This window comes from Campylobacter sp. CFSAN093227 (genome assembly GCF_012897855.1).
Taxonomy (GTDB): Bacteria; Campylobacterota; Campylobacteria; order Campylobacterales; family Campylobacteraceae; genus Campylobacter_D; species Campylobacter_D jejuni.
The window spans coordinates 883,711-905,924 of sequence record NZ_CP040610.1 but is presented as its reverse complement, the minus strand read 5'-3'; the positions used below and the strand labels follow the sequence as shown (position 1 = coordinate 905,924).

24 protein-coding genes, 2 tRNA genes and 1 pseudogene are annotated in these 22,214 nt (G+C 29.3%); 14 read left to right on the top strand and 13 right to left on the bottom strand.

All coding sequences use genetic code 11. The features are described from left to right. The first annotated feature begins 3 nt into the window (after nucleotides 1–3). Nucleotides 4–1,935 (top strand): ribosomal protection-like ABC-F family protein, encoded by a 1,932-nt coding sequence (gene abc-f, locus FBF06_RS04870; protein ID WP_168977558.1) that lies wholly within the window; start codon nucleotides 4–6, stop codon nucleotides 1,933–1,935. Nucleotides 1,936–1,963: 28 nt separating this feature from the next. Here the strand turns inward: abc-f and FBF06_RS04865 are convergent. Together FBF06_RS04865 and FBF06_RS04860 are read right to left on the bottom strand one after the other, a co-directional pair. Next, a tRNA-Gly gene (locus FBF06_RS04865) sits at nucleotides 1,964–2,038 on the bottom strand. 10 nt (nucleotides 2,039–2,048) lie between these two features. Next, a tRNA-Leu gene (locus FBF06_RS04860) sits at nucleotides 2,049–2,135 on the bottom strand. A 180-nt stretch (nucleotides 2,136–2,315) separates the two neighbouring features. On the opposite strand from FBF06_RS04860, the gene flgL reads away from it, so the two are divergent. Beyond that, nucleotides 2,316–4,568 carry a flagellar hook-associated protein FlgL gene (gene flgL, locus FBF06_RS04855; RefSeq protein ID WP_070317329.1) on the top strand — a complete coding sequence of 751 codons (2,253 nt, stop codon included), beginning with the start codon at nucleotides 2,316–2,318 and terminating at the stop codon, nucleotides 4,566–4,568. 109 nt (nucleotides 4,569–4,677) lie between these two features. Further along, nucleotides 4,678–7,518, top strand: coding sequence for a DNA translocase FtsK (locus tag FBF06_RS04850; RefSeq protein ID WP_052796006.1), 2,841 nt, complete (start codon nucleotides 4,678–4,680; stop codon nucleotides 7,516–7,518). Nucleotides 7,519–7,603: 85 nt separating this feature from the next. Here FBF06_RS04850 and rpsO read toward each other — a convergent pair whose 3' ends face one another. Continuing rightward, on the bottom strand, nucleotides 7,604–7,876 hold the full coding sequence (gene rpsO, locus FBF06_RS04845; RefSeq protein ID WP_002852579.1) for a 30S ribosomal protein S15: 273 nt from the start codon (nucleotides 7,874–7,876) through the stop codon (nucleotides 7,604–7,606). A gap of 174 nt (nucleotides 7,877–8,050) precedes the next feature. Here rpsO and FBF06_RS04840 point away from each other — a divergent pair, with 174 nt between their 5' ends. From FBF06_RS04840 to FBF06_RS04820, 5 genes are read left to right on the top strand one after another with little or no spacing between them, the layout of a single operon-like run. Then, a complete protein-coding gene (locus FBF06_RS04840) occupies nucleotides 8,051–8,461 on the top strand; it encodes an RrF2 family transcriptional regulator (RefSeq protein WP_052781191.1) in 411 nt (136 codons plus the stop codon). Next, on the top strand, nucleotides 8,448–10,622 hold the full coding sequence (gene flhA, locus FBF06_RS04835; protein ID WP_002872165.1) for a flagellar biosynthesis protein FlhA: 2,175 nt from the start codon (nucleotides 8,448–8,450) through the stop codon (nucleotides 10,620–10,622). Before FBF06_RS04840 ends, flhA begins: the two co-directional genes overlap by 14 nt. 8 nt (nucleotides 10,623–10,630) lie before the next feature. Continuing rightward, nucleotides 10,631–11,677 (top strand): DHH family phosphoesterase, encoded by a 1,047-nt coding sequence (locus FBF06_RS04830; RefSeq protein ID WP_002859543.1) that lies wholly within the window; start codon nucleotides 10,631–10,633, stop codon nucleotides 11,675–11,677. Continuing rightward, nucleotides 11,661–11,927 (top strand): hypothetical protein, encoded by a 267-nt coding sequence (locus tag FBF06_RS04825; protein ID WP_002901218.1) that lies wholly within the window; start codon nucleotides 11,661–11,663, stop codon nucleotides 11,925–11,927. Before FBF06_RS04830 ends, FBF06_RS04825 begins: the two co-directional genes overlap by 17 nt. Next, complete coding sequence (locus tag FBF06_RS04820; protein ID WP_002901219.1) at nucleotides 11,899–12,531, top strand: hypothetical protein; 633 nt, start codon at nucleotides 11,899–11,901, stop codon at nucleotides 12,529–12,531. The genes FBF06_RS04825 and FBF06_RS04820 overlap by 29 nt, the downstream gene beginning before the upstream one ends. Here the strand turns inward: FBF06_RS04820 and FBF06_RS04815 are convergent. Next, nucleotides 12,509–12,659, bottom strand: a pseudogene (locus FBF06_RS04815) (hypothetical protein). The gene FBF06_RS04820 and the pseudogene FBF06_RS04815 overlap by 23 nt on opposite strands. A gap of 207 nt (nucleotides 12,660–12,866) precedes the next feature. Here FBF06_RS04815 and FBF06_RS09760 point away from each other — a divergent pair. Further along, a complete protein-coding gene (locus FBF06_RS09760) occupies nucleotides 12,867–13,310 on the top strand; it encodes a cytochrome C (RefSeq protein WP_248276713.1) in 444 nt (147 codons plus the stop codon). Between the two features lie 138 nt (nucleotides 13,311–13,448). Continuing rightward, on the top strand, nucleotides 13,449–13,856 hold the full coding sequence (locus FBF06_RS09755; protein ID WP_002860523.1) for a c-type cytochrome: 408 nt from the start codon (nucleotides 13,449–13,451) through the stop codon (nucleotides 13,854–13,856). Between the two features lie 34 nt (nucleotides 13,857–13,890). Here the strand turns inward: FBF06_RS09755 and FBF06_RS04800 are convergent, their stop codons facing one another. From FBF06_RS04800 to FBF06_RS04785, 9 genes are all read right to left on the bottom strand, one after another. Continuing rightward, complete coding sequence (locus FBF06_RS04800) at nucleotides 13,891–14,532, bottom strand: thiol:disulfide interchange protein DsbA/DsbL (RefSeq protein ID WP_002867467.1); 642 nt, start codon at nucleotides 14,530–14,532, stop codon at nucleotides 13,891–13,893. Between the two features lie 83 nt (nucleotides 14,533–14,615). After that, nucleotides 14,616–14,786: a hypothetical protein gene (locus tag FBF06_RS09600; RefSeq protein WP_020246986.1), complete on the bottom strand. Its 171-nt coding sequence runs from the start codon at nucleotides 14,784–14,786 to the stop codon at nucleotides 14,616–14,618. Continuing rightward, nucleotides 14,759–14,893, bottom strand: a complete 135-nt coding sequence (locus FBF06_RS10030) for a hypothetical protein (RefSeq protein WP_257034378.1) — start codon at nucleotides 14,891–14,893, stop codon at nucleotides 14,759–14,761. The genes FBF06_RS09600 and FBF06_RS10030 overlap by 28 nt, the downstream gene beginning before the upstream one ends. After that, on the bottom strand, nucleotides 14,881–15,246 hold the full coding sequence (locus tag FBF06_RS09595; protein WP_179106651.1) for an aryl-sulfate sulfotransferase: 366 nt from the start codon (nucleotides 15,244–15,246) through the stop codon (nucleotides 14,881–14,883). The genes FBF06_RS10030 and FBF06_RS09595 overlap by 13 nt, the downstream gene beginning before the upstream one ends. 10 nt (nucleotides 15,247–15,256) lie before the next feature. Continuing rightward, the gene (locus FBF06_RS10025) at nucleotides 15,257–15,409 is read right to left on the bottom strand and encodes an arylsulfatase (protein WP_020246984.1); all 153 of its coding nucleotides are present in this window, start codon (nucleotides 15,407–15,409) and stop codon (nucleotides 15,257–15,259) included. Between the two features lie 227 nt (nucleotides 15,410–15,636). Next, the gene (locus FBF06_RS10020; protein WP_002852428.1) at nucleotides 15,637–15,768 is read right to left on the bottom strand and encodes a hypothetical protein; all 132 of its coding nucleotides are present in this window, start codon (nucleotides 15,766–15,768) and stop codon (nucleotides 15,637–15,639) included. Between the two features lie 47 nt (nucleotides 15,769–15,815). Next, the gene (locus FBF06_RS09750; protein ID WP_237918084.1) at nucleotides 15,816–15,929 is read right to left on the bottom strand and encodes an aryl-sulfate sulfotransferase N-terminal domain-containing protein; all 114 of its coding nucleotides are present in this window, start codon (nucleotides 15,927–15,929) and stop codon (nucleotides 15,816–15,818) included. A 225-nt stretch (nucleotides 15,930–16,154) separates the two neighbouring features. Continuing rightward, nucleotides 16,155–16,964 carry a protein-disulfide oxidoreductase DsbI gene (gene dsbI / locus FBF06_RS04790; protein WP_052796009.1) on the bottom strand — a complete coding sequence of 270 codons (810 nt, stop codon included), beginning with the start codon at nucleotides 16,962–16,964 and terminating at the stop codon, nucleotides 16,155–16,157. Then, entirely contained in the window at nucleotides 16,961–17,623 is a 663-nt protein-coding gene (locus FBF06_RS04785; protein WP_042635834.1) for a thiol:disulfide interchange protein DsbA/DsbL, read from the bottom strand. Before FBF06_RS04785 ends, dsbI begins: the two co-directional genes overlap by 4 nt. Nucleotides 17,624–18,250: 627 nt before the next feature. Here FBF06_RS04785 and FBF06_RS04780 point away from each other — a divergent pair. The 4 genes from FBF06_RS04780 (at nucleotide 18,251) to fspA2 (ending at nucleotide 22,207) form a co-directional block, all read left to right on the top strand. Next, entirely contained in the window at nucleotides 18,251–19,315 is a 1,065-nt protein-coding gene (locus FBF06_RS04780; RefSeq protein ID WP_002860519.1) for a tyrosine-type recombinase/integrase, read from the top strand. After that, nucleotides 19,305–21,089 (top strand): bifunctional anthranilate synthase component I family protein/aminotransferase class IV, encoded by a 1,785-nt coding sequence (locus tag FBF06_RS04775; RefSeq protein ID WP_168977557.1) that lies wholly within the window; start codon nucleotides 19,305–19,307, stop codon nucleotides 21,087–21,089. Before FBF06_RS04780 ends, FBF06_RS04775 begins: the two co-directional genes overlap by 11 nt. Further along, complete coding sequence (locus FBF06_RS04770) at nucleotides 21,086–21,652, top strand: aminodeoxychorismate/anthranilate synthase component II (protein ID WP_168977556.1); 567 nt, start codon at nucleotides 21,086–21,088, stop codon at nucleotides 21,650–21,652. Before FBF06_RS04775 ends, FBF06_RS04770 begins: the two co-directional genes overlap by 4 nt. Nucleotides 21,653–21,778: 126 nt before the next feature. Next, nucleotides 21,779–22,207 (top strand): flagellum-secreted nonflagellar protein FspA2, encoded by a 429-nt coding sequence (gene fspA2 / locus FBF06_RS04765; RefSeq protein ID WP_002859534.1) that lies wholly within the window; start codon nucleotides 21,779–21,781, stop codon nucleotides 22,205–22,207. The last annotated feature ends 7 nt before the right edge of the window (nucleotides 22,208–22,214 follow it).

The following is a 22,214-nucleotide window of genomic DNA, read 5'->3' as shown; positions in this document are numbered from 1 at the left end:
AAAATGGCTCTTATAGATTTAATTGAAGCTTCAAAAAAATTTGGAGACAAAATAGTTTTAAATGAAGTAAATTTTAGCGCAAACGAGGGAGAAAAGATTGCTATTATAGGCAAAAATGGAGAAGGAAAATCTACTTTTTTAAAAACGCTTTTAGGCACACTTCCTTTAGATAGCGGTAGAATAATAAGACAAAATGGAAAAAGCATAGCCATGCTTTCACAAACCGTTGATTTTAATGCAAATTTAAGCGTAAAAGAAGCCATCAAGCAAGAGCTTGTAGAAATTTACAATACCTTAGAAGAATATGAAATACTGCATAAAAAATTAGAAGAAGATCCTAGTAATAAAGATTATCTTCAAAAAATAGATACGCTTATGACTTTGATTGATAGTAAAGATGCTTGGAGTATAGAATCTAAAATAATACGCGTTTTAAAAGAATTTAGTTTACTTGAGTATGAAAATCGCATTATATCTACTTTAAGTGGTGGAGAAATACGCCGCGTTGGGCTTTGCATACTTTTACTAAAAAATCCTGATATTTTATTGCTTGATGAACCAACTAATCATTTAGATGTATATATGACAAGCTTTTTGGAAGAATTGCTAAAAAATTCAAAGATGTGTGTGATTTTTATTTCCCATGATAGATATTTTATTGACGCTATAGCACACAAGTGTGTAGAAGTAGAGCAGGGTAAGCTTAGTATTTTTAAAGGCGGATATGCAAACTATTTAGAGAAAAAAACACAAATTTTACAAAGCCTTGCTAAGAGCCATGAAACTCTTTTAAAGCAATTAAAAAGCGAAGAAGAATGGCTTAGAAGAGGGGTTAAAGCAAGACTTAAAAGAAATGAAGGACGAAAAGAACGCATTTTTAAAATGCGTGAAGAAGCGAAAAAAAATCCTGGGGCAATCAAACGCTTAAAACTTGAAATTTCAAGAGCGGCTTTAAATTTTAATGGAGAAAAAACGATCAATCGTAAAAAAATGCTTTTTGAGCTTAAAAATATAAGCAAAAATATAAACAATAAAAATCTTTTTAAAGATTTTTCAACGCGTATTTTACAAGGTGAACACATAGCTATCGTAGGAAGAAATGGTTGTGGAAAATCAACATTGTTAAAAATTCTTCTAGGGCAAATAAAACAAGATAGCGGTGAAATAAAACGCGGAGAGCTTAAGATAGGATATTTTGATCAGGCTAGAAGCTTGGTAAATTCTGATAAAAGCTTGCTTGAAATTTTTTGTCCCAATGGTGGAGATAGGGTTGAAGTTCGTGGTAAAAATATGCATGTTTATGGATATTTGAAAAATTTTCTATTTCCTAAGGAATTTTTAGATAAAAGCGTGGCTCTTTTAAGTGGCGGAGAGAAAAATCGCGTTGCTTTAGCCTTGCTTTTTATTAAAGAATATGATGTTTTGATTTTAGATGAGCCAACTAATGATCTTGATATAGCTACGATTAATATATTAGAAGAATACTTACTTAGTTTTGAAGGGGCTATTTTGCTAGTATCACACGATAGATATTTTGTTGATAAAATCGCAACAAAACTTTATGCTTTTGAGGGAAATGGATATATAAATATTTTACACACTCTTTATACTGAATATCTTGAAAATGAAAAAGAAATTGAAGAATTGGATAATTTTGCTTTAGAGCTTCAAACCCAAGAGCAAAATAATAACCAAAAAGAAAAAAGCTCCAAAAAATTGAGCTACAAAGAAAATGAGATATTAAAAAACCATCCTGAAAAAATAGATTTTTTAGAGCAAAAGATAGCTAAATTAAATCAAGATTTATCCGATCCAAATGTATATCAAGAAATAGGTATTAACAAGCTTTATCAAGAGCTTGAAGTAATGCAAAAAGAACTTGAAATTCTAGAAAATGAGTATTTTTTAGTATTAGAGAAAAGCGAGAATTTATAATTAAAGAGATTTTATATTTTTTATTCTATGGAGCGGGAAACGAGATTCGAACCCGCGACCCCAACCTTGGCAAGGTTGTGCTCTACCCCTGAGCTATTCCCGCAAAAAATAAGTGGTGCCCGAGGTCGGACTCGAACCGACACAAGGTTGCCCTTACCAGATTTTGAGTCTGGCGCGTCTACCAGTTTCACCACTCGGGCTCATTTTTAAGATTTAAAGCTAAAATTATACTTTTTTAGGCTAAAAAATACTTTAAAAATAAAAAGTATTTTCAAAAAGACAATATAAAATTATATAATTTAAATTTTTGGAACAGTTATTGCTTTTGTTTATTAGCAATGTTTGAAAAGATTTTAACTTTAATACTTTAGAGGAAAAAAATGAGAATTACAAATAAACTTAACTTCACAAATAGTGTGAATAATTCTATGGGCGGTCAAAGTGCTTTATATCAGATATCTCAACAACTTGCTTCAGGTTTGAAAATACAAAATTCATATGAAGATGCAAGCACTTATATAGATAATACGCGTCTTGAATATGAAATTAAAACGTTAGAACAAGTAAAAGAATCAACAAGTAGAGCTCAAGAAATGACTCAAAATAGTATGAAAGCTTTACAAGATATGGTTAAACTTCTTGAAGATTTTAAAGTTAAAGTAACCCAAGCTGCAAGCGATAGCAATTCTCAAACCTCAAGAGAAGCTATAGCAAAAGAACTAGAACGTATAAAAGAAAGCATAGTTCAGCTTGCAAATACCAGTGTTAATGGTCAGTATCTTTTTGCAGGTTCTCAAGTTGCAAACAAACCTTTTGATTCTAATGGAAATTATTATGGAGATAAAAATAATATTAATGTAGTAACTGGAGCTGGAACTGAAAGCCCATACAATATACCAGGTTGGGATTTATTTTTTAAAGCAGATGGAGACTATAAAAAACAAATAAGCACTAATGTTAGTTTTACAGATAATCGTTGGGATTTAAATAAAGACCCTGATAAAACTAAATATCTCACAGGAGATTCTAAATGGCAACAACTTATCGGACAAGGTTATGTAAAAGATAATAGCTTAGATGCTGACAAAGACTTTGAGTATAATGATAGCAAACTAGATTTTCCTCCAACAACTCTTTATGTTCAAGGAACCAAGCCTGATGGAACAAGTTTTAAAAGTGCTGTACTCGTCAAACCCGAAGATACTTTAGAAGATGTAATGGAAAATATTGGAGCTCTTTATGGTAATACTCCAAATAATAAAGTAGTAGAAGTAAGTATGAATGATAGTGGTCAAATTCAAATTACAGATCTAAAGCAAGGTAATAATAAACTCGATTTTCATGCTGTAGCTTTCACACCACAAGCTGATACCAAAGATGAACTTAAAAATATTATTGAAGCTGCTAATCAAGAGGGTATTTCAATGAATGAAGTTACAAATAGGGTTATGCAAGCTGCTACGGCTGCTCCTAGTAATGGAGATATAACAAAATTAAACAACCCTGTAACTGTAACAATCAACAATCAACAATTCACAATCGATTTAAAACAAACTGATTTTATCAAAAGTAAAATGACAGATACAGATGGAAATGCTGCTAATGGAGCTGATTACGATAATGTGTATTTTGAAAAAAATGGCAATACTGTTTATGGTAATGTTTCTCAAGTTATCAAAGGAAGCAATGCTTATGCCACTGATTCAACCAAACTTAGCGAGGTAATGGCAGGAGATAGCCTAAATGGTACTACTTTAAATTTAAAAGTCAATTCCAAAGGTGGAAATTCTTACGATGTTACTATAAATTTACAAACTTCAACTGTAAGCTATCCTGATCCTAATAATCCAGGTCAAACCATAAGCTTTCCTATTATGCATACTAATCCTGCAACTGGAAATAGTGGGGTTGTTACAGGATCAAATGATATTACTTATGGTCAAATTAATGATATTATAGGTATGTTTGCTGCAGATAAAATTCCTACAACAACCATACAAGCCAATAATGGTCAAATTAATAATGCAGATTATACCCAAATACAACAACTCATGAAAGATTCACAAGCTACTGTTGATGTAAGTATGGATTATAAAGGTCGTATTAGTGTTACTGATAAACTTTCTTCAGGCACTAATATAGAAATTTCTCTTAGTGATTCTCAAAGTGGCCAATTTCCAGCACCTCCTTTTACCACAACTTCTACTGTACAAAATGGTCCAAATTTTAGTTTTAGCGCGAATAATTCTTTAACTATAGATGAGCCAAATGTGGATATTATTAAAGATTTAGATTCAATGATTGATGCTGTTTTAAAAGGCAATATGAGAGCAGACTCCGAAAGTGAAAACCCTAGAAATACAGGTATGCAAGGAGCTTTAGAAAGACTTGATCATTTAGCAGATCATGTTAGCAAGCTTAATACAACTATGGGAGCATATCATAATACTATCGAAGGTGTTAATACACGCACATCCTTTTTAAGCGTTAATGTCCAAAGTATAAAATCAAATGTGATTGATGTAGATTATGGTGAGGCAATGATGAATTTAATGCAAGTTCAACTTGCATATCAAGCTTCTCTTAAAGCTAGTACAACAATTTCTCAACTTAGCTTATTAAATTATATGTAAAATTTTTTATGGTATAATTTGGCTTTGATTTTATTTTCAAGGAAAGAATATTAAAAAAGAAGCCATTTTTACCAGCTCTACGCTTGTTATTTTTTATCTTTGTCTTTGTATGCTAGCACCTGGCATGGGAGAATGGGTTTACAAGGCTAATTTATTTTTATTTGGAGAATTTGGGTATTATTATCCATTTTCTTTGCTTATATTAAATTATCTCTACTATAAAAAAAAATATAAAATAGAAAATTTTAAGCGTAGGGAGCTTTTTGGTTTTTCTTTGGCCTTTTTTTCTGCCTTGCTTTTATTTTCTGTCTTTTATAGAGAGTTTGGGTATATTTTAGAAATTGTATATGGATTTTTTTCTATAATCTTAGGGCGTACAGGGAGTGGAATTTTTGCTCTTTTACTTCTACTATTTTCTTTGGTTTTATTGTTTCCAAAATTTGCAAAAGAAATTTTAAAAATAGAATTAGATTTTACTTATTTATTAAAAATAGAGCAAGCTTTTAAATCTTTACTTATGCGTGTATTTGGTGGAGAAAACGAGAAAGAAGATGTAGGTAAATCAGAACCTATAGCTCCAAAATTAAATATTTTGCAAGATAGTATTTATGGAAATTTACAAATAAACAAAAAAGGGGAAACCAATAACTTAGAACAGATAATTAAAGATAGCAATATCAATGCAAGTAAAAATTCAATTACCACGGCCAAGGAAAATTTTGAAAAACTAAAAAATCAAATTTTAGATGAAACCATAGAGATTGATAAACAAAGTTTAAAAGAATCAAGAAGTTTTGTTTATGAGCATTCTCAACAAGTGCGAAATTTCGCACAAAAGGCTAGTAAAATGAGCATTAGTCTTGATGAAGATTTTAATTTTATTTCAGAAGAAGAGGTAGATATGATTCCTGAACGTTTTTTAAAACCTAAAAAACTTGAAGATATAAAGCAAATAGATACAAATAAAAATTTAGATGAGCCAAGTTATAAACGTAAAAATATTGAAATTCCAGTTTCTAATCAAGAAGTTAAACCAAAAATTTTTACAAAAGAGCTTGAACTTAGAGAGAATTTGATAAAAAAAGAAAAACTAGAACAAGAATACAAAGCCTATCAAAATGAAATTTTAGAAAATAAAGTAAAACAAGAAATTAAAAAATTAGAAGAATATGATGCGATAAATTCAAGCGATATTATAGAAGGGAATAAATATAGTTTTAATAGCCCAAAAACAATTAAAACAGAAACAGAAGAATCAGACAAAATAAATGAAAATAAAAATCTAGATAAAGCAGACAATATCTTTGAATTTGCTCCCATTGTAGAAGAGTTAAATCATCCTTATATAGAACCTACTCCTATAAAAAATATAAATGAAATAGTTATAGAAGAAAAAAATACACTCGATTTTATCCAAAATACAGAAACTAAAATCGATAATGAAAAAACAAATGATCAAGAAATTAAACTTCAAAAAGCAGTTTTAGCCAAAGAAATTGCTATTAACCAAGCTTTATTGCGTGAAATAGAGCAGGGCGAAGTAGAAAAACCAAAAGATTTCACCTTGCCGCCATTAGATTTTTTAGCTAATCCAAAAGAGCATAGACAAGAAATCAATGAAAGTGAAATAGATAAAAAAATTTATAATCTTCTTGAAAAATTGCGTCGTTTTAAAATAGGCGGCGATGTTATAAGCACTTATGTTGGTCCTGTGGTAACTACTTTTGAATTTCGTCCTAGTGCAGATGTGAAAGTAAGTCGTATTTTAAATTTACAAGATGATTTAACTATGGCTTTAATGGCAAAATCAATCCGTATTCAAGCTCCAATACCAGGAAAAGATGTTGTAGGTATAGAAGTTCCAAATGATGAAATTCAAACCATTTATTTAAGAGAAATTTTACAAAGTGAAGTTTTTAAAAACGCTAAAAGTCCTTTAACCATAGCTTTAGGTAAAGATATAGTAGGCAATGCTTTTGTAACCGATCTTAAAAAACTTCCGCATTTACTCATCGCAGGAACGACAGGTAGTGGTAAAAGTGTGGGGATAAATTCTATGCTTTTAAGTCTTTTATATCGCAACTCTCCAAAAACCTTGCGTTTGATGATGATAGATCCTAAGATGCTTGAATTTAGCATTTATAATGACATTCCTCATCTTTTAACTCCTGTTATCACAGATCCAAAAAAAGCAGTCAATGCGCTTTCAAATATGGTAGCTGAAATGGAAAGACGCTATCGCTTAATGGCTGATGCAAAAACCAAAAATATAGAAAATTACAATGAAAAAATGAAAGAATTAGGCGGAGAAGAACTTCCTTTTATTGTAGTAATTATCGATGAACTTGCTGATTTGATGATGACTGCGGGTAAAGATGTAGAATTTTATATAGGAAGACTTGCGCAAATGGCAAGAGCAAGTGGAATCCACTTGATTGTAGCTACACAACGACCTTCTGTTGATGTTGTAACAGGACTAATTAAAGCGAATTTACCAAGTAGAATTTCTTATAAAGTAGGGCAAAAAATTGACTCTAAAGTTATTTTAGATGCTATGGGTGCTGAAAGTTTACTTGGAAGAGGGGATTGTTTATTTACTCCTCCTGGAACAAGCTCTATAGTGCGTTTGCATGCGCCTTTTGCAAGCGAATTTGAAATAGAAAAAATCGTGGATTTTCTAAAGGATCAACAAAGCGTAGAATATGATGAAAGCTTTTTAAAGGATCAACAAAGCGTAGGTGTTACAACAAATGAAAGCTTTGATGGGGAAGTAGATGAGCTTTACGAAGAAGCTAAAAGAGTAATCTTAGAAGATGGAAAAACAAGCATTTCTTATTTACAACGCCGTTTAAAAATCGGCTATAACCGCTCTGCAAATATTATTGAACAACTTACGCAAAACGGGATTTTAAGCGAACCTGATGCCAAAGGACAAAGGGAAATCTTGTAAGATTTTTCTTGTGTTTTTGATATATAAAACTGATTACAAAAGAAGAAATTTAAAAGGCAAAAGCCCCGTAAAAAGGGCTTAAAAATTATTTATCTCTAAGATTTAATTCAGTAATTAACTTACTATAAGAATTATAATCTTTTCTTTTAAGATAAGATAAAAGTCTTTTTCTTTGACCTACAAGTTTTAGAAGTCCTAATCTTGATGAAAAGTCTTTTTTGTAGATTTTTAAATGTTCTGTAAGTTCTGCAATTCTTGCAGTTAAAAGAGCTACTTGAACTTCTGTTGAACCAGTATCACCTGGTTTTTTAGCGAATTTCGCAACTATTTCTGCTTTTTTGGCCGAATCCAAAGCCATGATAGACCTCCTGATTGGTAAAATAATAAAATTAAAGAACTGTAATTTTATCTTAAAAAGCAAAAAATAAACTGAATTTATCTTTTTTAGAAGGTTTTGTCAAAATTTAAGTCTTTTTCTAAGAATTATTTATTATAATTACAGCTATTTCTGTAGTTATAACAAGGAGAATCTGTGCTATTTACCAAAGCTAGCGAATACGCTTTACTTTCTTTAATTTATATTTCCCAAAAAGAAACACCTCAAGATGTAGATTCTTTAGCTTTAGAGCTTGATATTCCTAAAAGTTTTTTAGCTAAAATTTTACAAACTTTAGCTAAAGATGGCTTGTTAAAATCCTTTAAAGGGGCAAAAGGTGGTTTTGTTTTAATCAAAGAACCAAGTCAATATACTATAAAAGAAATTGTTAATAGTGCTGAAAAAAAGGATATCAGTGTATTTGAATGCAGTGGTGGCACTTGTCCAAATAATAAAGAAGAAAATTGCACCTTAATGCCTATGTTAGTAAATTTACAAAATAAAATAGATGAATTTTTAGATTCTATTACTTTAGAAGATATTATGAAAAATAATGGCAAAAAATAAAATAGTCGATTTAGTTTTTCCTTTCTTGGGGCCTTTAATCGCTCCTGTTTTAAAAGCTAAAAGCTTGACTATTGTTGGTTTTTTAGTTTGTATTTTAGCTATTATTATAGTTCCTTTACCAAGTCCTATTTTGGACTTTTTCTTGGCTTTAAGTATAGCTTTATCGGTATTAATTATTTTAATTTCTATTTATATACCCAAACCGACAGATTTAACAACTTTTCCAACTTTAATCTTGATTATCACTTTATTTAGGCTTTCATTAAATATAGCTACCACAAGGATGATTTTAAGCGAAGGGCAAAACGGCCCTGAAGCTGTGAGTGAGATTATAGCAGCATTTGGAGAATTTGTTGTTGGTGGAAATATGGTCATTGGCGTGATTGTATTTTGTATTTTAGTATTGATTAATTTCATGGTTGTAACAAAAGGTAGTACAAGGGTTTCTGAAGTACAAGCAAGATTTACACTTGATGCGATGCCGGGTAAACAAATGGCTATTGATGCGGATTTAAATGCAGGACTTATTGATGAACAAACCGCTAGAGCAAGACGTCAAGAAGTTATTGCTGAGGCAAACTTCTATGGTGCAATGGATGGTTCTTCTAAATTTATCAAAGGAGATGCTGTTGCAGGAATTATCATAACTATTATAAATATCATAGGTGGTTTTTTAATAGGATCTTTTCAGCACGATATGGCTTTAAGCGATGCTGCTTCTACCTATACTATTTTAACCATAGGTGATGGGCTTGTATCTCAAATTCCAGGGCTTATTACTTCTACTGCAACCGCTATAATTATCACTCGTGCAAGCAAAGATGAGGAAAATTTTGCAGAAGGAACTTTAACTCAACTTTTAAGCGAATATCGCACGCTTTTAATAGTAGGTTTTGTACTTTTTATCTTTGCGTTAGTGCCTGGTTTGCCAACTTTATCCTTGGGCTTTATGGCTTTAGTATTTTTAAGCCTTGGCTATCTTACCAAGCAGGTTAAGGAAGGTAAAATTGATATAACTACAGTTAAAAAAAGCAAACCAAGTGCCGCAGCTGCATCTCAAAGTGGAGCAGGTGGGACAACGGCAACGCCTGCTAAGAAAAGCGAAGAAGAAATTCTCAAAGAAGAAGAGCACAAGATTAACGATATACTCAAAGTTGAAATTTTAGAACTTGAACTTGGATACGGACTTATTAAGCTTGCTGAAAACGAACTTACAGAAAGAATTCGCTCAATGAGAAGAAGTATTGCTGAAAGTTTAGGATTTTTAATGCCAAAAATAAGAATAAGAGATAATTTAAGACTTAAACCAAATGAGTATAGTTTTAAACTCAAGGGCGTGTCTATAGCAAGTGCTGAAATTTATCCGGATAAATATTTAGCCATGGATAGTGGTTTTATCACAGAAGAGATAGAAGGGATTGCTACAAAAGAACCCGCTTTTAACTCTGATGCACTTTGGATTGATGCGAATTTAAAAGATGAAGCAACATTAAATGGCTATATAGTAATAGATCCTGCAAGTGTTATTTCAACACATATGAGCGAACTTATCAAAGCGCACGCAAGCGAACTTCTCACACGCCAAGAGGTACAAAATCTTCTTGATAAGGTTAAAAATGATTATCCAATCATCGTAGAAGGTGCTTTAGGTGTTGCACCTGTAAGTCTTATTCAAAAAATTCTCAAAGACTTGCTTAAGCATCACATACCAATTAAAGATATGCTTACTATTTTAGAATCTGTAAGCGATATAGCAGAAGTAAGCAAGAGTTTTGATATGATTATTGAACATGTAAGGGCGTCCTTAGCTAGGATGATTACAAATATGTATTTAGATGATAAAGGAAATTTGGATATTTTTATCTTAGACTCTGCTAGTTCTGCGGTTTTAATGGAAAATGTACAATTTAGAGATGGAAGTTATCACTTGCCTTTAAGTGTAGCTCAAACAGGTACTTTAGTAGATACTCTAAGGGCTGAAGTTGCCGCAGTAGCAAATGGTCGTATCAAGCCTTTTATACTTTGCGTTGAACCGCAGCTTAGAAAATTCATTGCTGATATTTGTTATAATTTTAGCATTAATATAGTAGTGTTAAGTTTTGCAGAAATTGCAGAAAATACAAATTTTAATACCGAGGGTATTATTAGGATAGAACTTTAAGGAATATAATGAAAATTTATCATCTTTCACATACAGATCTTGATGGCTATGCTTGTCAATTTATAGTAAATTTTTATTTTAAAAATGTGAAATTTTATAATTCTAATTATGGCAAAGAAATTAATGAAAATTTTAACTCTATTATAGGCGATATAGAAAAAGATGAAAATTTCGGAAAAGCTATTATTCTAATAACAGATTTAAATTTAAATTTAAATCAATGCGAAGAATTTGAAAAAATTTGCAAAGAGAAAAATACTAAAATTTTTCTTCTTGATCATCATCAAAGTGGCGAAGAATGTGCTCAAAAATATTCTTGGTATTTACTTGATTCTAAAAGATGTGCAACTAAAATCGTTTATGATTTTTTCTCTAAAATCTGTACTCCTGTTTTAGAACTTTCAAAATTTGTTGATGTGGTTAATGCTGTTGATATTTGGCTAAGCGAGGATGAAAATTTTGAACTTGGAAAGGTTTTTTTAGGCTTGATTGCCAATGCAAAAGAAATAAATCGTGTAATGTTTAAAGAATCTCAAATTGATTATATGTTTTTCTTACTTGATAAGGCTTGGAAATTTATAGGAAAAGAAAATGCAAATATTTTACTCGATAATGCTACTCATTTTATAAAAAAGGATTATTTTGCCAGAAAAAATGATGATACTCTTTCTAATTTAATTTCTTATTTTGTAGTTGAAAAACTAAGTGAGCTAAAAGAAAATTTCAGCATAGAATATGAAGGCCATAAAGGCATCTTAACTTCAAATATAGGCAATACTTCTGTTATTGGAAATGATTTTTTAGTAAAAAATCCTGATTATGACTTTTTTATTGATGTTAGTTCTAGAAAAACCTTAAGTTTTCGTGCAAATGGAAAAATAGATGTAAGTTTAATGGCTAAAAATTTAGTAGGTGGTGGCGGACATAAAAATGCTAGTGGTGGACTTTTTGCGACATTTAAAGATGGAGCAAATTATAATTATATTAAGGCTCAAATTATTGATTTAATTAAAAGCAAAGAACTTAAAAAGGAAAACAATGAATCAAAACAATAATAAAACCTTAAAAAATGAATTAGAAGATTTACAATATGAGCTTAGCATAGTTTTAGAAGCTATGCTTTTATACGCTGGAGTTAAAAGAGAAAAATTAGAAAATGCAATAGAAGCTTATATTGATAATATAGATAATGTACTCGAAAATTCCAACAAAGAAGGGGTTGATGAAATTTTAGAAGTGGTGGAATTTCTAAAAAATAAATACAAAGATTTTTTCAATGAAAAAGTATATTTTAATTTTTTTTAGTTTATATTCTTTAAGTTTTGCTAATATTTATGAAAAATTAAATGATTTTGCTTATGAAAAAAAACCGAATAAAGATTTTAAGATTCAAGAAGTTAAATTAGTGCAATTTTCACAAGAAAATAAAGATTGCCTTGAACTTTTAATAGAAGCCAGTCAAGTTAGAATTTTAAATAGCTATAATTCTTGTCAAAAATTATCTAAAGATGAAAGTTTTCAAAAATTTCTTAATGAAGATTTTTTAAAACTTTATAAAAATAATGGATATTTGATTAATGAAAATTTACAAAATTTGAAAAATACCATGCAGGATATTATGATATATTATAAACTCCGATATTCTTTTAGTAAAGATGTAAAAGATATGAGTAAAAATAAGAATTTGGATATTTTAAATATAGATGAAAAAGACGGTGGCACTTTACTTTACAAAATCAACAATCAAGCTTGCGTTGGAATAGAACTTACAAGATATGACTCAAGAATGGCTATGAAAATATACGGAATAGAAAATTTGGATAAAGAGTGTAAACTATTTATCCAATCACCTTCTTTTAAAGATCTTTCCTACACAAAAAAGGATTTTAAGTGGTATTATTTAGAATAAATAAATGCTTTAATTTTTAAATAAAAATTTTTAAAAACCACACTTAAAGTAAAAGTATCTTGCCTTCCAAGATTTTGAAAAACGCAGTTGTCTAAGTCTTTTTTTTCTTGAATGCTTAAATTTTTCATTAACCTAACCTTTAAAAATATTGCAAGATTTTATTATAGCGAAAAAACTTTATTTTTGCTTTAAATATATAAGTTCTATTTTAAATATAAACGAATATTATTTTAAGGTTTAAAGCTTTTTTCTTAAAATGTAATTAGGTTTTATTGACTTTTTCTAAATAAAGTCTTATACTGAATTTAAATTACGCAAAATAAGGAGGGAAATTGATGAATAAATTTTCTATAGTTTTAACTTTGTTGTTATGTGGAAGTTGTGCTTTAGCCTTAGATCCAAATTTGGAAAAAACTAAGAGTGCAACAGGTATTGATCTGCCTACTGCCAAATGGAATTTACCTAAGGAATTAAATGAAGATGGCACTATAGATGAAACTAAAATGCCAAAAAAAATTCAGAATATGGCAAAATGGTTATTTTGGGAAATAAAATTCTTAATGAAACAAGCAAATATGTGGGTCCACAAGCCAAAGATCCTAAAAAAAAGATTTGCGGGAAATAATCTTTCTTGTTCAAGCTGTCATGCTAATGGTGGAAGTGTGCAAAATCAATCGGGTTTTGTAGGAATTTGGGCAAGATTTCCACAATATAATGCAAGAGGAGATAAAGTAATTACCTTAGCAGATAGGATCAATGGCTGTTTGAACGCTCTATGAATGGCAAAAGAATGCCTAGTGATACACCTGAAATGAAAGCCATGCTAACTTATATGCAATGGTTATCTCAAGGAGTTCCAGTAGGAGCTAAGATAGAAGGATAGGGACTTAAGAAGATAGATTTCATCTTAAGAGCAGCTGATCCTAAAAAAAGGTAAGGCAATTTATATGGATAAATGTGCCGTTTGTCATCAAGAAAATGGCTTAGGGCTTAAAAATGAGGATAGCACAGGGGCGTATTATCTTTATCCACCACTTTGGGGTGATGATAGTTATAATACAGGAACTGGAATGTATCGTCTTATCAAAGCTGCTTCTTATATTAAAGAAAATATGCCTCAAGGTGCGCCTGACTTAAGTCTTGAAGATGCTTATGATGTAGCAGCTTACATGAATTCACAAGCTCGTCCTATTAAAGCAAATAGAAATAAAGACTTTCCAGATAGAAAGGTTAAGCCTTTAGATATGGATGTAGGACCTTATGATGATAGCTTTTCTACAACCCAACATCGCTATGGACCTTATACAAATATGATCAAAAAATAATTTTTAAGGCAATTTTTATTGCCTTAAAAATTTATTATTTCATATTACTTAATTTTTTAACTAGATCTTCTAAATCTTGCATCGAATTGATTGCACTTGGGTTAATTTGATATTTTCCATTAACAACAAAAGCAGGGGTGCCATAGGTTTTAGCTATATCATTAGCTCTTTGAAACTCGCTTAAAATTTCTTTAGCTTTTGGGGTATTTAAAAAATTTAATACTTCATTTTTATTTACATTCATAGCCTTTAAACCTATGTCGTAAAATTCATTTAAATTTGAAAAATTTCTTTGCTTGTTTAAAAAATAAGAAACAAAATAAACATCAGCAAGTTTATAAGATAAACTATCAGAATAACTCGCGTCTTTACCATTTTGTTCATCTTTGTATTGAGCAAAGGCAAAAAGCTCATTCATTTCTTTGGAAAATTCCCCATTCATTAAACTTACAGGATAGAGTTTAAAATGTAAATTTGGAAAAGCTTCTCTCAGTTTTTCAAGGGTTCCAAATTTATGATGATTGTAACAATGTATACATTTATAAGAAAATGCTTCTATTACACTATTTTCAGAGCTAGGTAAACTTGGATTAAGAGTAATAAAACTATTATTTGCTAATGCAAAACTTGAACAAAATACAAGCGTTAAAACAAATTTGCAAAAAAATTTACGCATATTATATCCTTGGTTAAATAAAATTTTCAAAGATAATTTTATTTAAAAAAAATAAATAAACCCAAAAATAAATTTGGGCTTATTTATTTTTTAGGATTGAATGCTTGATCAACACTAAAAGGCATTGCTTGATAACCCGTGCCTGAACCGCTGAATTGAATTTGAACCGAAGGCTCCTTAGCGCCCCAGTTAAATTCATCAATTTTAGGTTTTGGTTCTCCAAGACTTACACCTTTACTAAGATTAAAAGCCATTCCAGCGTTGCACTATAAACCATAATAGAATCTTTATCTGGTTCATATTGAGTTAAAGAAGTTACAGGATAAAACCATTCATTGTCATTTTTATCTACAGGTTGCAATAAATATTTTTGAAATTCTTTATTCCACCCTTTATATGCGCCCAATTCCTACCTATACCTGCTATATCTCCAAATTTGTCGCTTTCATCCATTTTGGCAAGCTCTTCATCGCTTAAAGTTTTACCCACTTTACTTGCATCTATATTTAAACACACTGCACTTTGATCTAAAGTTTTGATAATAGTACTTCTATAAGGATCTAAAATCTCATACAATCTCCAATCATCAACAACATTACCATCCTCATCTACTTCTATAATAGTATCACACACTGTGCGTACATGCTTACTATCTTGGACGCAAAGTATTTGTTGAAGAAATAATGCCCATTTTTTACATATTGTCCATAGCATGAGAAAAAATCTATATAGGCAGCAGGTAATTTGCGATTGAAAATTTCTCTTCCCAGACATCGTATTTTACATATCTTTGACCAAATCCCCAAGTTAAAGCTCCATCTTTGTTTTGACGAAAACTTATCATAATTCCACGATTGTAAATATTACCCCAGTTCATTAGTTTATTGTTATCATAATACCATCTGATTTCACCCTTGGTATCTTATAATAAAGACATTTGAATTTTCATCCCATTCCATAGCACCACCTACAAGATTATTCCATACAGATTATGAGTCTTTGCCAGATTATTTTCCAGGAGCATTATTTACTAAATATAGCCTATCTGAAAATTTTGGATCCATTTTTAATACTTTCACATTTTCAAAAAGAGTTCCTCTTTGATCAGTGCCTTCCGCTTGGTTCTATGCTAGCCCATGGAGTTGTAATTTTATAAATCTCATCAATGACTTTTTGACTTTTACCATTTGCGGTTTTAGTATAACTTACCTTTACTATAAGAAGGATAAAGTCCAAAAATAGGAATTCCACCATACGTCTTAGCCATTTTAGAATTCACATTATTAAGAAATAGTTTGGCCATTTGGTTTAGGAACAATGGTTACTTTTATATCACTTAAAACATAGGCATTATTCATGATAATAGCGGTCAAAGGAGATAATCCATAAGGATTCATTTTAATCATACCCATTTGTCCTTGAATTTGCTAATCTATTTTCACTCCACTAGGATCACCCATGGCCATTAAAGCATTAGGCGCAAGCAGGGTAGAACACGCCAAAAGTGCCATGCAAAGAGTTTTGCTAAGTCTCATGATAAATCCTTTAAAATTATTTAAGCCATCCTAAAATAGCTTAATAAAATTTTAATAATACGCAACAAAAATAATTTGTTGCGTATTTTAAGAGCATCTTAAAACGACTTGATTCAAATAAATTAAACTAACTATATTTTGATTTGGATTTTTTGGTTCGCCTATAAATTTAAGCACTAAAACCAAAATAACAATCACCAATGCAAAAATTTTAGCATTAGGTTTATTTTTATCTAAAACATAGGCTATAAACATTGCAAAAAGCACAATAAAACAACATAAAAATGCTATAAGACAGCAAATTGCCATATTCATAAACTTTAAACTAGGAATCAAATACCAACCATTGCTATAAAGCCCATTTTCAAAATCAGGTAGAGTTCCTATAAAAAATTTTTGAAAAGCATTGAGATGATTATAAGTATTTTTTGGAACTACAGGGGTATCCATCCCACATTCTCCTGTTGGCAAAAACCAACTAGGAGCCCACTCATGCAAAGGTAAATTAAATGGATAAATAGGAATTTCACGACATCCATCTACACCTGCAAAAGGATTTTCAGAATGAACCACTTCATGAATATGATTTAAAGTTAGACAATGCTCCAAGCCAAGCCAAATTCCATAAAAAGCTAAGCTATAAGAAAAAATTTTTATAATATTATTTGTAGGGTTGATTAATGCAATCATACCGCTTATAGCCATAACAAGCATATCAAATCTTATATATACACATTGTTCGCAAGGTTCCATAAAAAGATATTCTTGAAATAAAAAATGTGCTATACAAGTAAGTCCTATAGTAACTATAATCAAAATTAACCAAGGTTTACGCGTATCTTGCCATTTAGAAAGTGAAAAATTTCTGCATTTATCTTTCATTTTTATACAACTCATTTTTGCTTGCTAAGTTCTTTAGTAATTTCAATCAAAGCCTCTGGAGAGTTGATTGCACTTGGAACGATTTGATATTTTCCATTAACAACAAAAGCAGGGGTGCCATAATTTTGCGAAATAGGATTGGCAATTTCATAACTTTTTAAAAGCTCTGCAGCCTCTGGAGTTTTTAAGAAATTTTCAAAATCAGCTTTACTTACATTCATTGCTTTTAAACCGACACTATAAAAAGCTTCAGGATTTTTACCATTTTCCCATCTTTGTTTTTTCTTAAAATATGCATTAAAATAAGCTTCAGCAACTTTATGAGTTAAGCTATTTTTATCCGTAGGATCAATTTTATTTACACCATCCTTAAATGTCGCAAAAGCAAAAATTTCATTAGCTTGCCTTCCATAATCTCCCATAGAACTTACAGGATAAAATTTATAAGTTAAATTAGGTAATTTTTCTTTAACTTTACCCATGGTATTAAATTTGCGATGATCATAACAATGAGTACAGTGATAAGAAAAAATTTCAATCAATGAATTATCAGCGTTAGCAATAGGATTTTTAAGAATTACATATTCTTTACCTTCACTTAATGCGCTAGCACTTATACCTGCTAAAAAAGCACATACAACAATAGATCTTGCTAATTTTACTGGAAATTTCATTACCCTCTCCTTGAAATTTGGTTTTGATAAAACTTTTTATTAAGTTTTTATGTAATAACTATTATAAAACTATTAAAATAAAAATATTCTTAAAAAATGTTATAACTAAGAATATTTACTTTAACTAAAAATCAAGAATAGGGGATTAAAAAATTTAATGCACAAGTTATCATTTTTATGTATATTTTGATAATAATATAAAATAATTTAATTTTTAAATATTCTTTATAGTTTTCAAGAAAAGTAAAATATAATTTTAATTTACGAAATAAAATTATCAATTTTTTACATTATATTTTATGGATAAGTTTATTTCACTCAAAAGGTAAAATCATAAAAGTATGTAAAAATAGTAGCTTAATCTATATCAAAGTAGAATAATCTAGGTGTATATAAAAAAGTTTGAAAATTACAGTTTTCAATACAAAATTATAAATTTTATATATTTTTACCTTTTATCATATCTTTTTATGATTGATATAAGATTTATTTAATAAAAATATTTCAATCTTTTTGCCTTGCATATAAAAACAAACTTTTTCCTAAAAAAGCTTTTTTTTACTAAGTTAATACTAAAATACCTTTTCTAGTTAAAAAGCTAAAATTTTAGATTTAGGAAAAGTTTTTATGAAATACCCTTTAGATTGTGAAGAAAATTTTGAAAAATCATTCTTATTTTGGTTAGCAAAATATGTAAAATTTAAACTCAACTCACTATCTAACAAAGAGTTAAAAAATCCACAAGCTTTAGCAGAAGTTAATTTTGCTCTTACAAAAGGTGTAAAAAATATTGATGAACTTGACGCTCTAGCAAAAAAAGCAAGAAATGCTGGTTTAAGTGGAGTTAATACTTATTTTAATCCTTTAAAAAAAGTATTTGAATATTTAAATTTTTATAAGCTTTACTCTTTAAAACAGATTGATGAAGAACTCATTGTAGAAGTTTTAGCAAGTATAACAGGTGCTTTATCAGATGCAAGCAAAAAAAATTACCGTATTGCTGTGATTAATTTTTTTGATTTTTTAGACAAGCAAAATGAAGAAGATGAAAAAGCACATATTTTCGATATCAATCTTAAAAACTGGGCAGGTATAGCAGGTTCTAAAGGGGTAAAATTACCTGAATTTATGAGTGAAGAAGAGCTTAAAAAATTTCTTGATGCTATTGAAAATGCAGATTTTAAAAACAATACCATACGCAATAAACTTATTATTAAAATCATCATTTTTACAGGCATACGGGTAAGTGAAGCTATCAATATCAAAATGGGTGATATTAGCGAAGAAAACGATCTTTATATCATAAGAATAAGAGCTAAAGGCAATAAATATCGTGTTGTAATGATAAAAAAAGAACTTATTTACGATTTGCTTAAAAATGTAAGTATTAATTATATGAGTAAAGACGCCCTACTTTTTGTCAATAAAAAAGGCACTCCACTGACTCAATCTTATGTCAGTCGCATAGTAGAACAGCTTTTATTTCGTGCAGGAATTCGCAAACAAAAAAATGGTGCTCATATGTTGCGTCATACTTTTGCCACCCTGCTTTATAAAAAGCAAAAAGATTTAGTTTTAGTTCAAGAAGCTTTAGGGCATGCAAGTTTAAATACCTCAAGAATTTACACTCATTTTGATAATGATAAATTAAAACTTGCCGCACAGGTTGCAAAGGAATTAAGTGACTCTTGAAAACTATGCTGTTTTTGGTAAATATTTTTACCATGATTTAAAACACACTTTAAAAGCCTTTAACCACAAAGAAAGTAAAAAGTGCTTTAAATTTATAGAAAAATATAAAAATGATTTTTATATTTTAATGCTTGCTGATTATGAGCTATATAGATATTTTCAAGATAAAAATTTCACAAGCAAAAAAGCTTATTTGTCTATATTTGCTTTTAAAAAAAGAAAAAAATTTCAAAAAGAAGATATCGATGAAGAAAAATTTATTCCTGAATTTATAAATTTTTTAGATCAAGATAATTACAAAGAAAATTTCATCAAGGTTAAAGAGGCAATCTCTAAAGGAAGAGTTTATCAAATCAACCTTACTCAAAATTTTAAATTTCATAGCAAAATGGATTCTTTTGAACTTTTTAAACTTTTGCTTTCTAGACAAGATACTGAATTTAAAGCTTTTATAAAAGATGAAACAAGAGAAATTTTATCCTTTTCTCCTGAACTTTTCTTCAAAACCAAAAAAAGAAAAATATTTACAAAACCTATGAAAGGCACAATTAAGCGTGATAAAGATCCTATAAAAGATGAAGAAAATAAAATTTTCTTGCAAAATGATACAAAAAATCTGAGTGAAAATGTTATGATTTGTGATCTTTTACGCAACGATCTTTCAAAAATCATCACAAAAAAAAGCTTAAAAACCAAACTTTTTGAAATTCAAAGTCACCCTACTTTACATCAAATGACTTCAAGCGTACAAGGAAAACTTAAAAAAAATATTTCTTTATATCAAATTTTTAAAGCTCTCTTTCCTTGTGGTTCTATTACAGGTGCTCCAAAGCTTGAAAGCATTAAATTTATTGAAGAATTAGAACAAAGAGATCGTGGTATTTACTGCGGAACTATAGGTTTAATACACAAAAATAAAAATAAATTTAGCGTAGCCATACGCACCTTAGAAAAACAAGATGAAATTTATACTTATAGCACGGGTAGCGGCTTGGTTTGGGACTCAAAATTTAAAGATGAATTTGAAGAATTAAAACTTAAAAGCGCGATCTTAAATCCTTGTGATTTTCATCTTTTTGAAACCATGTATTTTAAAAATTCTCAAATTTTATTTTTAAAAGAACATTTATTAAGGCTTATAAATTCAGCTCTTAAATTTAATTTTAATACTCACAAGCTCTTTAAAGATTTTTATAATGTTTTAAATCAAAAAAGTTCTTATAAAGAATATCAAAATTTTACACTTTTTAAACTTGATGAAAAAATTTTCCACAAAAAACACTCTTTATTTTATAATTTTCCCCTACCCTTTAAAAATCCACATAAAGAAGGAATTTTAAAGCTTATTTTATACAAAGACGGAAGATACGAATTTCAACAAAGTGACTTAAAGCAAAATTCAAACGATATTTTGCTTTTAAGTGATGATAAAATTAACTCAAAAAGTGACAATCTCTATCACAAAAGCTCTTTGCGTACTCTTTATAATCAACACTCATACAAATGGCAGCAAAACTTGTGTTATGACATAGCTTTTTTTAACGAAAAAGATGAACTTTGCGAAGGCTCAAGAACCAATCTCATCTTAGAAAAAAACGCTCAATTTTATACTCCACAAATTCAAAGTGGTATGTTAAATGGCGTATATAGAAATTTCTTAATCAATCTTGGTTTGATAAAAGAAAAAGCATTATTTAAACAAGATTTATTTGAAGCAGAAAATATTTATTGCATTAATTCCGTGCGTGGTTTAAAAAAGGTAAAATTACAATGAAGAAAATTTTATTTATAGATAATTATGATTCTTTTAGTTATACCATCATCTATTATCTTAAAGAACTTGGTTTTGAATGTAAAGTGATAAAAAATGATTCCTTTAAAAAAGCTAAAGAATTAGAAAAATTTGATTTCACTCATCTTATCATCTCTCCTGGCCCTCATTCTCCTAAGGAATCTAAATTAAGCTTAAAAGCAATCAAATATTTTAAAAAAAATAAAAAAATTTTAGGTATATGTTTAGGACATCAGTGTATAGCTGAAATTTTTAGCGGTAGGGTTTCTAAAATGCAAAATCCCATGCATGGTAAAATTTCTAAACTTTATTTTAAAAAAGATCCTATTTTTAAGGGTATTAAAAAAGAAATTGAAATTTGCTTATATCATTCTTTACACATCAGTTCTATGCCTAAAAAATGCAAAATTTTAGCTCATAATTCAGAAAATATCATTATGGCAATTAAACATAAAAAGTATCCTATTTATGGATTGCAATTTCACCCCGAAGCGGTTTTAACTCAAAAAGGCAAAAAAATACTTAAAAACTTTATGAAACTTTAGTCTTTTTTGCATTTAAAATATAAATATGAAAATCTAAAATAAAATATCCTTAAAATAATTATCATTAATATAAATTTATAAATAAAAAAACCGATAACAATATAAATTAATTTAAAAAGATTTAAGATGAAAATAGATACTTTGACAAAAAATTTTAGCAATTATCAAACACAAATAAACAAAGACAATGATTTGGTAAGTAATGTTCATAGCGACAATGTGGTTAAAATTCAAATTTCAGATGAAGCAAGAAGTTTAAGTCAAACAAATTCAAAAAATGAAAAAGAATATGAAATCAAAGTAAGTCAAGAAAAAATAGAAAACCACAAAGACCAAAATTCCATTCAAAATAGCAAAGGTGGCGTAAATCCCGCATTAGAGGCTTTAATAGCAAAATTAGCTGAAATTTTAGCTAAAATTGCAGAACTTACTCAAAAAATGACAAACGCTAACGAACAAATGAAAACGACATTTCAAAAACAAATTGATGTGCTAAAATCTCAAGCAGATGTAATTCAAGCTCAAATTCAAGAACTCCAAAGCCAACAAGCTTGATTATATT